The following is a 13,529-nucleotide window of genomic DNA, read 5'->3' as shown; positions in this document are numbered from 1 at the left end:
GTTTGATTTAACACCAGGGTGGGTTTACACCATCGGTTTGGTGCCCTTGCCACTGTGGCCAGAACGTTGCCACAGGCTGGTAATACGAGCGGAGCGAACGATCAGCCAGGTGAGTGCGAACAGGCCAACCGCAAGCCCCAGTGCTAACCAACGGTTGTAGGTGGTTGCTGAATATATACCGCCATTCCCCACGGGTACCGCTTGCTGCGGCATAAGCGGCAGGCCGTGGCGTTCTGCCATGGTTTTGATGCCAATAAAGTGGATGCCCGGAATGTCCTCCTTAAGGAAGTAACCCATTACGGTTTCGACGGCAAAGGCTCGCGCCGGCGCATCTTTTTGCAAACCGGAACTGAACATGTCGTCGATACCCGGGGGACCAACCACTGTGGCGCCGCCGCCGACATTAATGTAAGCCTTGTAACTTCTCTCGGCGGAATACTCACGGAAAATCGCGATACGGTCCGCTACCGCTTCCTGGTAATTGGCCGGGTCAATGAATTTTACATCGGCGCGATTAATCGACTGCTTGATGGACTGGAGGCCTTCCTCAGGAATGCCGACGCCCCGGTCTTCAATACCGCCGATGGATGCGTATTCAGCGTGTAAAGAAATGACGCCGGCGTCGCGAAGTTTGCGCTCCATATCAAGCCAGAGGAAATTGGGGACATTCGCGCCCCACTGTGACGACGATGCTGAAGCGACAATCACAGCGTTCGCTTCCATTGCTTCAAGTGCTGAATACACCGCTAGATTTAATGCCGGGAACGAACCGGAAACCGTTACCGCAACCAAGTCCCCTTTTTGTACGCCAGCTTCGGCCAGTAATTTAACCGCAACAGCAGCCCAGTTCGGGTTGATGGTGGTTTGCTTTGACTCACGGCCGCCGTGGTTGGTGGTCACGATGCTGTTTTCCAGCCCGACCAGCCCTGAACGTTGTGGATCAAACTCTGGGTTGATAGGCGCAAGTTGCGCCCGCAATGGTTGCAGCACATTCATGCCTTCGCGCATAATTTTTGCTGCATTCACCATGGTGGCATAGTTTTCTTCAACCACAGGGTCGCGTTGTTTCATATTCTCGGCGGCGACCATGGTGACAATGGCCACAACGATTAAAAAGATAAGGCCCCAGGTTGGAACACCTGAAGAGCGCCAATAAATTTTAGTAAAACTGCTCATTTCGGGTCTCCTGTTACCAGCCGGGCATTTGGAAAGCTTGGCTTGCTTCGTACATTTGTAGGGATTCGGGCATGATGACGATCAACGCTAAGCGCACCAATACCGCCGTTACCGCCAGTCCACACAGAGTTTGTAGTACGCCTTGGCGCTCGAACCAAATGGCAATCAAACCGGGGATGATATAGCCGATGATGCTACTTTCCATCACCGACATCAGCATGGTCGACTCAAGCATGCCGACTCGCGCTTGTTCTCCGTCGCCGCCGGCGATCATTTGTAAATCGGCCCAGTTGACCAAGTTGCCGATAAACAAGTCAAACAGTCCGGCAATCAGGTAGCCCGTTAGAATCATAATGATGGTTTGGCGACGGCCATAAATGATGGCAAAACTGGCGATCACTTTAACGATGAGGTAGGTCATCAGTGCGGCTAATAACGTGATGGCAAGACTCAGAGGGTCGGTGAGTTGTAATGCCACATAACCCGGTACGACAAGTCCTCCGGCGGCCAGTCCTAAGGTATGGGTAAGTAACAAGGTGAAAAACAAACCGATGCCGATGGCAACGGCCAGAATATTAAGCGCGATCATAAATCTTCCTCTTTAACGGCTCGGTTCTGGAAGAAGCGTGCGACCTCTTCGCCGCCGCCGTGAATGTTACACATGCCAACCACCAGTGCGTTGCCAGCAGATTCCTCAAGTAATGTCTCGGTGATATCGGTGGTTTCACCGCCTTCAAGCACCAATACCTTTTCTGGATCCAGCCCGTGTTTAACGGCGCTTCGAACAAAGACAAAACAACCCGAGCCCATCAGTATGACTTTATCTGCCTCGCTCCAGTTAACGGCTTCTTCGGCCATTTGCTGTGACCGGTGAGGACGGTCGGCGCGGCAGTTGATCAACATGATTTTGCGGCGTTCATCGCCAAACTTAGTGACCATGTTCTCCCATATTTTGCCGGTCGATTCTGGGTCATTGGCGGCAAAGGCGTTAACAAAGATGATTTCGCGACGGAAATAATTGATGTGCAGCACTTGCATGGCACCGGCTTCCGGCTGCAAGTCGGTCATCCCTGCGAGCGCTTGGTCACGGTCAACCCCGAGGTGTTCACATATTTTCAATGCGAGGGCGACGTTTTCCTTGTGTTCGGCATAACGAAAGCGACTCATGGTGTCGTCTGAGATCGCATCGACTTCGTCCAGCGTAACGCCGTGTAAGTGCGACTTACGATCCTGACAGGCGTGCTCAAAGATGGCCAGTAAATCGCGCTCGGCGGTAAATAAATTGCCGTTTACCGGTGTACTTCCGGCCAATGCCAGAGCGACATCTTCCTCACCGGGCCCCATGACATCGAGGTGGTCAGCGCGGGCATTGGTGATAACACCAACATTGGAGCGAACCATTCTGAGCTCGCTCAACGACTGGTACTGTGGTTGCAAAGCCATGCACTCCATGACCACAATTTCTGGTTTGAGTTTGGCCATGCGTTTGAGGGTTCGCATTTGCTCGATGATGTTGGCACCGCTGATGCGGTAGATGGGAAACTCGCGGCCATCGGGGTCAGTCACTGCGGCGGCGGAGCCAGTAGTTTTGGCGCAAACCCTTTTACCACCGGCTCGCAGGCCTGCGGCTATCAGCCGAGTAACGCTGGTTTTGCCGCGGGTGCCATTAACGTGAACTCTTACTGGAATACGGTTGACCAACAAGCGGTGCTTGAGCGCTTCTAATCCACCGGCGAGCACGAGCAAGAGCCATAACCCCGCAACAATGGCCAGCAGAACCGGTATTTCCATAATTGCTCTCCCTAAACATACAAAAGTGTATGTTTAGGTTTTAGCGAAATTTTACAAAAAAGACCAATGAATTTAGGCTTCTTTACAATTAAAGGTAATTTAATCGCTTTTGATTAATGGAGCCAGTACGGCGCTGTCGCCGTCAATCGGTGTCATTAATTCAAGCCCCAGCAACTCCGCCATAAACGGATAAATGTGAATATTGCTAAAACGTTCCAGTGTGGCCGAAGCATTGATGCCCGGGCCTGCGGTAATAAAGATGCCGTCCATGTCGCGGTTGGAGTGAAAGCCATGGGTGCCGCCGTCAAAGCGTTTTTCCGGTGGCCGATCGGTAAAGGTAGCCGGTGCTTTAGTGGCGAGTACGATATCCGGTCGCCGCGGGCCTTCCGTAACGGCTAATGCTGCAAGGCTTTGCTCGGACTCGAGATAAAAGCGTTTTTGCGGCATCTGTTCCAGCTTGCGCCGCAATTGTTCAATGTGTTGCTCGGTGGTATCCGGCTTGGCATAAATCATAAAACGCGTTTGTGAATTTACCGTTTCGAATAAGCTTTCATCGATCGGCAGGCTTTGTGTTTCGATCATTTGATCAGCCTTGATACTGGCCATACCGTGGTCAGATACCAGGATAAGGTTGACCGGCATATCGACTTCCGTGTTAAGACGGTGCCAGAGCTCTCCGATCAGTTCGTCAACGTGTTGCACGGCGCCTTTTACTTGATGGGCATCGGGGCCAAACCGGTGTCCCATCGAGTCCACCACGGAAAAATAGCCGGTTACGACGCGTGGTCGTACCGCTTCCGGTAATTTGAGCCAGTCGATAATTTGATTGACGCGCTGGCGGTTCGGGGTGGGCGTATTGTAATGATAATAGTAGCTCGGCGTACGACCATTGATGCGTGCTTCTGATTCAGGCCAGAAAAAAGTCGCTGCCTTTACCCCCTGGAATTCGGCCAGGTTCCAGATTGGAAGCGTTGTTAACCAACTGCTGTCCTCAACGCCATCACCCATCGAATAGCGTTGCTGGCGCTCTTTATCAAAAAAATTGTTATCAACAATACCGTGCTGGCTTGGGTATTGACCTGTCACGATAGACAGGTGATTGGGAAATGTTTTTGAAGGATAAACCGGAATCAGACCCTCGGCACGAACCCCCGACTCTGCTATTGCGTTAATGTTTTTGGCGTCGTGTTTTTCGACGTAGTCGTGACGGAAGCCATCAATTGAGATCAGTACAACCGCTTGCTGTTCTTTGGCAAAGGTAATGGTTGAGACTAACAGGAGCGCGGCGACGCAAAATCGTTTCATGAGTTTATCCATTCGTAATATCACTCAGACCTTTTTAACAAATTCAGATTTCAGTTTCATGGCACCAATACCGTCGATTTTACAATCAATATCATGATCACCTTCGACCAGACGGATGTTTTTTACTTTGGTGCCGACTTTTACGACCGACGATGAGCCTTTGATTTTAAGATCCTTGATCACCGTTACGGTATCGCCATCGGCCAGAGGGGTACCATTGGCATCACGGTAACTCGGTTCCTGGCTGACTTCGCCGGTGTCGTTTTCCGACCATTCATGACCACATTCTGGGCATACGAGCAGGTTGCCATCATGGTAGGTGAAGGTTGATTGACACTCCGGACAGGCGGGAAAATCACTCATCTTGGTTCCTTAAGATAAAAATACATCATGTAACAGAAAGCGCTAGTGTATCCAAAAACCGCGACCACTGCAGAGCTTTACGCAAATAACACCACCACAACGGTGGTAACCACAGCTAATAGAAGGTTCAGCACAACACCTTCACGCGCCATTTCTTTAATGGTAATCCGGTTAGATGCAAACACAATCGAATTAGGTGGCGTAGCCACCGGCATACAAAACGCGCAGCTACAGGCTATGACCGCCGGAATCATCAGTATTTCGATGGGTAGATGAATGGCGCTTGCGGTGGCTGCCAGTACTGGCATCAACAACGTTGCAGTAGCGGTGTTGGAGGTCACTTCAGTGAGAAATGAAACACTGACGGCGAGTAACAGCACCAGCAACCACACCGGTAGCCACTCCAGTGCCGTTAATGAGTTTCCGATAATATCGCCGAGACCGCTCTGCATAACCCCTCGCGCCAGACAGATGCCGCCGGCAAACAACAACAGGATGCCCCACGGGATATCCTTGGCTAACTCCCAGTTCAACAGCTTATCGTTGCTGCCGCGTCCGGACGGAATGATAAACATGGCGATCACACCGGCTAAGGCCACGGTGGCGTCATTGAGGCTACCGATACCCAGCAGCCCGGTCCAGCCGCCGAACGGACTGGTGCGTGTTATCCACAGCGCCACAACAACCGCGAATACGGCCAGCACTCGTTTTTCGTAGTGGCTGATGCTGGTGTTTTGCGGCAACGTCAGAGGTTTATCAAGTTTGACCTTGCGAGTCAGCCACAGTGCGACAATCGGTAAACCCAGCAGTACCATCGGTAAGCCGATACCGAGCCAGCGGGTAAAACCGAACTCCTCGCCAGTGATGTTTTGATAAATAGAAGCAAAGATCAGGTTGGGTGGCGTCCCCACCAGAGTCGCAATGCCACCCAATGACGCTGAGTAAGCAAGGCCCAGCAGCAGCGCACGCTGAAATGCTTTATCGTCGGTTGCGTCAATCAGTGCCAGAGCGACCGGCAGCAATGCCAGTACGCTGGCGGTATTGGATATCCACATGGACAAAAACGCCGTGGCTGTCATAAACGCGATGATAATTTTACGACCGTTACTGGTGCCGATAGCGCCAATCAGTCCTAATGCAATCCGTTTATGCACACCGCTGGCTTCGACCGCTTTCGCCAGCATAAAGGCGCCCATAAACAGGATAATAATATTGTCGCCCAATGCAGCGGCTGCCTGACCTGTTTCTAGGACTCCCGCCAATGGCAGCAGCACAAACGGCAGCAGTGAGGTCACCGGTAATGGAATACATTCCGTAATCCACCACCAGGCTACCCAGATAACGACAGCTAATGCCATCGCCGCACTGGCAGGCATTGAAAACGACAAACTAATAAGCAGTGTGGCCAGCGCAACTAAAGGGCCAAGAACAATATGCGTCATGTTTCTTTTATTGATCGTTCAGCGTGAGTCGAGTGTAATGTAACAGACTGGAAAAGTAACCTTTAGAGGAATACATGAGAGAGATTGTCGTACTGCATGAAAATGAAGAGTGGCTGGTACCTTTGCGTGAAGCCTTTAAAGCACGAGGGGTTGTCGCCAAGGAATGGTTTTTGGATAGCGGTATCGTGCCTTATACCGAGACCCCTGAAGATGCGGTCTACTACAATCGCATGAGTGCTTCGTCACACACCCGGGGGCACCGGTTTGCACCCGAACTGACAAAATCCGTACTGACTTGGTTGGAAAGTAAAAACCGCACGGTGGTTAACGGCAGTCAGGTGCTGGCACTGGAAATCTGTAAGTTATCGCAGTACGCAGCTCTTGAACGAGCGGGCTTGAAGGTACCGAAAACTCATGCCGTGGTTGGTAAGCAGCACTTAGTGGAGGCGGCGCAGCGGTTCGCTCAATGGCCGCTCATTGTAAAGCCAAATCGCGGTGGTAAAGGCCTTGGTGTGCAACGCATCGATAGTATCGAGCAACTTCAGCAGTATGTACAACGAGACGATCTGGAAGAGCCGTTGGATGGCACTTGGTTGTTACAGGAATACATTCAGCCAAAGCAGCCGTTCATCACCCGGGCAGAGTTTGTTGGACAGAAATTCGTTTATGCGGTGCAAGTCAATACCGAGGACGGCTTTGAGCTATGCCCGGCGGATAACTGCTCGATTGAAGCGGCTTTTTGTCCCACCGATCAGCAGTCACATAAATTTACGATAACCAAACGATTCAACGATCATGAGATCATTGTTGCCCTTGAGAACTTCCTGCGCAGTAATGATATCGATGTCGCGGGTATTGAATTTATCGAGGATGAGCGCGGCGATTTGTTTGTTTATGATGTCAACACCAACACCAATTACAATCAGCCCGCTGAACAGCGTGCGAAGGTTAAGAATACCGGCATGGGTGCTTTAGCGGATTATTTAATACGCTTGGCTCAATAAAAAACCGGCCCCCGGAGGGGGCCAGCTGACATGCCAGGGAGAGGTTGGCATTTAGAAAGTGTATTCAACCCCGAATGAGGCGGTTTGCGGTTTGTTCGGGCGTGCACCGTGAGGTGAACGGGCAACAATTTTCTGTTGATCAAACACGTTTTCTACTTTCAGGTAGACCGTCATGTTGTTGTCCACTTCATAGCGGCTGACAAAGTCGGTCACGAACACCGATTCGGTTCTGTCGAAGCGGCTGTCAGAGCGGTTACAGCCAACACTAACGCACATTTCGTCGGCGTACTTCGCAACAACGTAATTAATCCAGCCATCGTTATTATCCAGCGTTACGCGAACACTAAAGGTGTTTTGCGGGATATCAGCAAGCTCATCACCATCCATGTAATTGAGGTTGTCTTTGCTGATTTCACCTTTGGTGTGGGTGTAGGTGACATCGACCGGCACCAGGAAGCTACCAGCTTCAAAGGTATTGCTGGCTTGGAATTCAAGACCACGAACGACGGATTCACCCAACACGTAGTTACCGGACTCGGCACCATTCGGGCATGGGTTGGCAATCGAACATACCTGCGTGGTATCGCTGAAGTCGCTGTAGAAAGCAACCGCTTCAGCAAACAGCGAACCTTGGTTAAAACGTACACCGGCTTCATAGTTGACGCTGGTTTCCGGTTGTTGGTTTTCTTTAGCACCGCCGCCTAAAGGAGAGAAACCTTTATGTGCGCCGGCAAGAACTTGCCAGTTATCGCTAACATTGTAAGTAAATGACGCGCCCGGTAACCACTCGCTGCTGTTGTTAGAGCGTGCACTGTCTAATTCGCTGCGATCAGGCGTTGCGAACTGGCGACGTGAAGAGTCAACGTCTTCGTGACGCAGTGCGAAATGAACCAGCAGGTCCTCATTGACTTGCCAGTTATCGGTCACCCAGAAGCTCATGGCTTCGGCTTTTTCTAATCGGTTGTCACCGCCAGTTGGCTGAATAAATGAATCAAAAACCAGACTGCCGTTAATTTGATCGTAGACTTCTTTTAATTGGTAACGATCCATCTCATCGGTATGGTCACGTAAACCGACTTCGATAACGTGTGAAGCCAGCTCAATACCGCTGTTAATTTCTACGCCGTAGGAATCATAGCCACGGTTACCGTTGGTCCAGGTGATGTCCTGGTAATCTTGTTCGCCGTGCAGCACCGCCAAGGCATCCAGGTCGCCGTTGTTTGCCGCGTTAATCAGGCCTTTAGCGACACCGGCTTTGAACCAGTTACGTTTAAAGTGGTTCTTGTAGCCTAAAACGTTCAGTTCAACCGCGTCACTCAATTCCAGGTTGTAGTTAACGGTAATTGAATCATGATGGTTATTCATTTGATCGATTTCAGAGATACCGTAGCGGCGATTCGGGTTTTCCGCAAAGTCAGCATCAGTCAAACCGGCATAGGTCTCGTTGGAGGTTTCTTCCGAGTATTGGAATTTTGCCAGAATGCTCTGACGATCACCGGTCCATTTCAATTTCGCCACGTAATCTTCGATATCGAAGCCAGCGTCACGGCCACTGCGATCAATCGTTTTGAAGCCATCGCTGCTGCGCTGAATGGTTTCCAACAAAAAGCCGAATTGGCCATCGGTACCGCCAACATGAGCATGAATATCACGGCTGCTGTTTTCACCGAATTCGGTCAGCACTTGGCCACCAAAGGTTTCCGGCACCGGTGTGGTGACCAGGTTCAAGACACCGCCGGTCGTTTGTGGACCATAGCGTAACAAAGGTGCGCCTTTTAATACTTCTACGGATGACATACGGAAGGTGCTGGGGAAGTAGTAAGCGGCTGGATTCGAGTATGGCGCCGGTGCCATCATCACGCCATCTTCAAGAATGGTCACTTTGCTGACGCGACCCGCTGTTGCCGCGCGAATACCGATATTGGGACGCAAACCCTGGCCATCTTCCTCACGAACATAAACGCCCGGTACGGTTTTCATCAGTTGGTTGATGTCCGTTGCAACTTCTATGCGCATCTGTTCTTCATCGACAACAGCACTTGAGCCGGCAGTTGCGCGTGACTCCTGTTTGCTACCGATGATTTTTATTTGCTCGATATCCGCATCGAGATCAATAGAATCATTAGCAAAGGATGGCGCTGAGGCTAGCAGTGCCGCGATAATGGACGAGGAAAGCAGTGATTTTTTCATAAAAAGTCCTGTTTACAACATTTAAAAGGATTGTTTAATTTGCGTTAAGAAACTGCGCGTAATACTAATCATAATGAGAATAATTCGCAATAGCATAATTTGCTTTTCAGTAAATTTTCTTTAAATAAGTCAAGGTACAAGTAGAATGAAGACTCAAATTTGACTAAGGAGGCGCAGTGGAACCTGCTCAGATACCGACAAATGAGCCTAAACGGCTGGATGTTCTTCGCAGTTTGGCGATATTAGATAGCGAATCCGACGCTGGTTTTGACGGCTTGGTTGAACTGGCTAAAACGCTTTTTGACTTACCGATGGTGGCGGTGTCGTTGGTGGACGAACAGCGCCAGTGGTTTAAGGCCAGTATTGGCTTAGGCGTGTGTGAGACTCATCGAGAAGTGTCATTTTGTGCGCACATCGTGGAAAAACCTAAGGTCATGGTGGTCGAAGATGCCATGTTGGATGACAGGTTTTACGATAATCCGTTAGTGACTGAAGAGCCTTTCATTCGATTTTATGCTGGCGCGCCGCTACGGCCGGTTGGCGATGAAGTTCTTGGAACGCTGTGTGTTATGCATACGCGACCGCGCTCGTTCAGTGATGATGAACAACAACTGTTGAAACTCCTCGCAGGACAGGCGGAACAGCTGATCCAACTGCATGCGTTGCGGCACAAAAAAGAAGGTAACTAACCCATGCGAATGCGCTTCAAACCCGTTATCGGAATGACTTGTCTGGGACTCTTGTTGTCGAGTTGTTCGGTAACGAAAACGTCACCGGAACCCACAGCTTACGACTGTGGTATACAGCCGATCACGGTCGTGTATGACGATCAGAACGTAACGTTGTCGATGCGCTCGGAACAACAAGTGTTGGCACCGGTAAAATCCGCTTCCGGTGCGCGTTTTGTGTCGACAGATGAACGTACGGAGTATTGGTCGAAAGGCCACGAAGCACAGGTGACGTGGAAAGGCGAAGCACTCCCACAATGTATTGAACGAGGCTATCTGCCGCGTGCTATTGCGTTGCGTGGCAATGAGCCTTTTTGGTTGTTGACCATCAATCAACACCAGGCCAGCTACACCACACCATCCGGTGAAGAGGAATTTGCCGTTGATCAGATGGATAAAAAGCAACAAACTGGGGGTTGGCAAATCGAAATCGATGACCTGGGTCATCTCACAATGACCCAGAAGGTTTGTTATGATTCGATGAGTGGTAAGGCGTTCCCTTATCATGCCTCCGGTAAATTCAATGGGGTGTCGGTACAGGGCTGTGGTGGTGACACCGAGCAACTGATCCAGGGACAGCCTTGGCAGATTGAGTCATTATCGGGGATAGCGGAGCGATTACTGGCTAAACCAGAGCTTCAGTTTTTACCACAAGGACGTCTGGTCGGGAGTGATGGCTGCAACCGTTTTTTTGGTCACTATAGTGTTCAGGGTGAAATCCCGAGGCTGAATATAGTGGGTTCGACAAAACGGCTGTGCACGCAAGAAACCATGGATCTTGCACAAAAATTCACCGAGCTATTGAATAATACCGTGAAAGTTGACATAAAAGATAACAGCATCGTGCTAGTAGCCAATGATGGTCAGCAACTTTCACTCAAGCCAGCCTATTAAGAGCTGACCCAGAGGACGACCGTGCAATTAAAGAAGTATACCGATTATGGCCTGCGTGTATTAATTTACCTGGCCGCCAAAGAACAGACACGACTGGTCACCATCGATGAACTCAGTCGCACGTTTAACGCACCCAGAAACCACTTAAACAAGGTGATTCATCACTTGGGAAAAGAAGGTTTTATTGAAACCCGGCGCGGTAAAAACGGCGGTTTCAAGTTGGCTATGGCGGCTGAAGACATTCGCCTTGATCATCTGATTCGCAGGCTTGAAGGGGACGAGCATTGGATTGATTGTCATAACCCGCAGTGTGCGATTTTTCCAGTCTGTGAATTAAAACACATCATTAATGAAGGTAAAGAAATTTTTTATCGCCATCTGGCTCAGTTCACGATTGCCTCGTTAACCAAGCAACCTGAAAAAATACGTGTACTTTGGCAGACCGAAATTGAAAACTCATAAACCCGTGGAGAATAACAATGATTAAGAAAGCTGCTCTGGGATTAAGTATCAGTTTACTCACCTCACAAGCCGCTGCTTCAGACTGGTTGCATTGCGGCAACTTGTTTGACAGTCAGGCGGGCGAATTACGCGGTGAACATTATATAGAGGTTGATGGCGGGCTGATCAAACGTGTAACCCGTGACCAACCTGATGGCGCTGAGATCATTGATTTGAGTGACAAGACCTGTTTGCCCGGGTTAATTGATCTGCATGTACACCTGGATGGTCAGTCTGGACCGCAATCCTACATGAACCGTTTTACGGAAGGCCCGGCCGACCTGGCGCTGACTGCGCAAAATTATGGCATGAAGACGTTAATGGCGGGCTTTACTACGGTGCGTAACCCTGGTGACTCATACAACGTTACTATCGCCTTACGAGACGCAATTAATGCCGGTACTGTGCAAGGGCCACGCATCTATTCGGCGGGCAAATCACTTGCCACGACCGGAGGCCACGCCGATCCGACCAATGGCGTTAAGCACGATCTTATGGGACGTCCTGGCCCAACGGAAGGGGTCATTAACAGTCCGGCTGATGCGAAAGAGGCGGTACGTCAGCACTATAAAGAAGGTGCTGACTTTATAAAAATCACTGCCACCGGCGGTGTATTGAGCATGGCATCCAGTGGTGAAAATCCACAGTTTACGCAGGACGAATTGGAAACGCTGATCGATATTGCCAACGACTATAACTTCCACGTTGCTGCTCATGCGCACGGTAAAGAAGGAATGCTGCGGGCGGTAAAAGCCGGGGTCAAAACGGTAGAGCACGGCACCTACATGGATGATGAAGTCATTGCCGCCATGAAAGAAAACGGTACTTACTTAGTGCCAACGATTCTTGCCGGCAAGTTTGTTGCTGAGAAAGCTAAAATTGACGGGTACTTCCCCGAGGTTGTTCGCCCTAAAGCCGCGGAAATTGGTCCGTTAATTCAGCAAACCTTTGCTAAAGCCTATAAGGCGGGCGTAAATATTGCGTTTGGTACGGACAGTGGTGTTTCTGCGCACGGTGATAACGCGTTAGAGTTTGAATACATGGTTGAAGCTGGTATGCCTGCCGCAGAAGCCATTCAAACCGCAACGACGGTCGCCGCAGAGATCTTGAAGAACGACAAGCTGGGCGAAATTGCGGCTGGCAAGTATGCCGATATCATTGCCGTTGATGGTGATCCGTTAGCGGATGTTAAGGTACTTCAGGATGTTGATTTTGTTATGAAAAACGGTGAGGTCGTTAAGCGCTAATCAGCGCTTAACACGACTTTTCCGTCAAGCTGAGCATGGGCATGATCAGCACTGCGTACTTCATAGCGGTGTTGATCATCTTCCTCACAAAGCCACAGTTGCACCCGTGCCGGTAGCACCACCGGACGTTTAAAGGTCACGTCAATCTGGGTTGCGGCTCGACCGTGACGTTTCTCAATTTCTGCCTGCGCTCGCGCCATCATGTACATACCGTGAATAATTGGTTTTTTGAAACCAAACCAACGCGATGTCATGGGGTGTAAGTGAATCGGATTAAAATCGCCGGAAACACGGGCGTAGCGACGACCCATACCCGATCCCAATTGCCAATGACAATGATGAAACCAACCGGGAGCGGGTTCAAAGACCTTGGCGGGCTTCTTGGACGGACGTTCCGGTGCCTGCCCCTTCATCACCTGATAGGTGCTTTTGCAGGTGACGACCAGCGTGTCATCCTGGAAGAACTGTACCGTGAATTGAGGACGCAAACGTCGTGGAGATACATCGGGTCCGCGGGCTGGAATGGTAACCTTGGCATCAAGCCGAAAGCCCTGTGATAGGTCAATCGGATGGTGTTGTTGGAGACTGTTGTTGACGTGCACGAGACCAGGTGCCGGCCAGGGGAACTGCGGATCCAACATTTGCGCCAGGTGAGTGCGCTGGGCCATGCAGTAAAACAGGGCTAATGGTAACTCACTGACAAAGCCATCAAAGATACGGTGATAATTGCGGCGCTGTCGGTCACTGACCGCCTCGATTAAAAACTGTTGATGCAGTTCGGACTTGTCGGCCTCAACGTTATCAACGCGATTTAACGTCAACAGAGATTTTGCCAACATGCCGGGCATTGCCGGTAAGTGATCAATCGGGTGGTTTACCGTTTCCATG

At 50.4% G+C, this 13,529-nt stretch carries 13 protein-coding genes; 5 read left to right on the top strand and 8 right to left on the bottom strand.

Features of this window, described 5'->3' with window-relative positions; all coding sequences use genetic code 11:
- Positions 1–24: 24 nt before the first annotated feature.
- The 6 genes from pgsW to C5610_RS12420 form a co-directional block, all read right to left on the bottom strand.
- Entirely contained in the window at positions 25–1,176 is a 1,152-nt protein-coding gene (pgsW, locus tag C5610_RS12445; protein WP_105307440.1) for a poly-gamma-glutamate system protein, read from the bottom strand.
- 13 nt (positions 1,177–1,189) lie between these two features.
- Complete coding sequence (pgsC, locus tag C5610_RS12440) at positions 1,190–1,765, bottom strand: poly-gamma-glutamate biosynthesis protein PgsC (protein WP_105307439.1); 576 nt, start codon at positions 1,763–1,765, stop codon at positions 1,190–1,192.
- Positions 1,762–2,967, bottom strand: coding sequence for a poly-gamma-glutamate synthase PgsB (gene pgsB, locus C5610_RS12435; RefSeq protein WP_105307438.1), 1,206 nt, complete (start codon positions 2,965–2,967; stop codon positions 1,762–1,764). The genes pgsC and pgsB overlap by 4 nt, the downstream gene beginning before the upstream one ends.
- A gap of 99 nt (positions 2,968–3,066) precedes the next feature.
- Entirely contained in the window at positions 3,067–4,272 is a 1,206-nt protein-coding gene (locus C5610_RS12430) for an ectonucleotide pyrophosphatase/phosphodiesterase (RefSeq protein ID WP_105307827.1), read from the bottom strand.
- Between the two features lie 24 nt (positions 4,273–4,296).
- Positions 4,297–4,635, bottom strand: a complete 339-nt coding sequence (locus C5610_RS12425; protein ID WP_105307437.1) for a zinc ribbon domain-containing protein YjdM — start codon at positions 4,633–4,635, stop codon at positions 4,297–4,299.
- 77 nt (positions 4,636–4,712) lie between these two features.
- Complete coding sequence (locus C5610_RS12420) at positions 4,713–6,077, bottom strand: SLC13 family permease (protein WP_105307436.1); 1,365 nt, start codon at positions 6,075–6,077, stop codon at positions 4,713–4,715.
- Positions 6,078–6,151: 74 nt separating this feature from the next.
- Here C5610_RS12420 and C5610_RS12415 point away from each other — a divergent pair, with 74 nt between their 5' ends.
- Positions 6,152–7,081 (top strand): RimK family alpha-L-glutamate ligase, encoded by a 930-nt coding sequence (locus C5610_RS12415; RefSeq protein ID WP_105307435.1) that lies wholly within the window; start codon positions 6,152–6,154, stop codon positions 7,079–7,081.
- Positions 7,082–7,132: 51 nt separating this feature from the next.
- Here C5610_RS12415 and C5610_RS12410 read toward each other — a convergent pair whose 3' ends face one another.
- Positions 7,133–9,271, bottom strand: a complete 2,139-nt coding sequence (locus tag C5610_RS12410; RefSeq protein ID WP_105307434.1) for a TonB-dependent receptor family protein — start codon at positions 9,269–9,271, stop codon at positions 7,133–7,135.
- A gap of 176 nt (positions 9,272–9,447) precedes the next feature.
- On the opposite strand from C5610_RS12410, the gene C5610_RS12405 reads away from it, so the two are divergent.
- Genes C5610_RS12405 through C5610_RS12390 form a run of 4 tightly spaced genes read left to right on the top strand, consistent with a single transcriptional unit; the run spans position 9,448 to position 12,641 of the window.
- Positions 9,448–9,960, top strand: a complete 513-nt coding sequence (locus tag C5610_RS12405; RefSeq protein ID WP_105307433.1) for a GAF domain-containing protein — start codon at positions 9,448–9,450, stop codon at positions 9,958–9,960.
- Positions 9,961–9,963: 3 nt separating this feature from the next.
- Positions 9,964–10,893 carry an META domain-containing protein gene (locus C5610_RS12400; protein WP_105307432.1) on the top strand — a complete coding sequence of 310 codons (930 nt, stop codon included), beginning with the start codon at positions 9,964–9,966 and terminating at the stop codon, positions 10,891–10,893.
- Between the two features lie 21 nt (positions 10,894–10,914).
- Positions 10,915–11,355: an RrF2 family transcriptional regulator gene (locus tag C5610_RS12395; RefSeq protein ID WP_105307431.1), complete on the top strand. Its 441-nt coding sequence runs from the start codon at positions 10,915–10,917 to the stop codon at positions 11,353–11,355.
- 17 nt (positions 11,356–11,372) lie between these two features.
- Positions 11,373–12,641: a metal-dependent hydrolase family protein gene (locus tag C5610_RS12390; RefSeq protein WP_105307430.1), complete on the top strand. Its 1,269-nt coding sequence runs from the start codon at positions 11,373–11,375 to the stop codon at positions 12,639–12,641.
- Here the strand turns inward: C5610_RS12390 and C5610_RS12385 are convergent.
- Positions 12,638–13,528 carry a MaoC family dehydratase gene (locus tag C5610_RS12385; RefSeq protein WP_105307429.1) on the bottom strand — a complete coding sequence of 297 codons (891 nt, stop codon included), beginning with the start codon at positions 13,526–13,528 and terminating at the stop codon, positions 12,638–12,640. The genes C5610_RS12390 and C5610_RS12385 overlap by 4 nt on opposite strands.
- Position 13,529 lies beyond the last annotated feature (1 nt).

Origin of the sequence: Idiomarina sp. OT37-5b (assembly GCF_002968395.1) — a bacterium.
GTDB classification, from domain to species: Bacteria; Pseudomonadota; Gammaproteobacteria; order Enterobacterales; family Alteromonadaceae; genus Idiomarina; species Idiomarina aquatica.
Note: the sequence above shows the minus strand (reverse complement) of the source record. Positions and strands in the feature narration are given on the sequence as shown.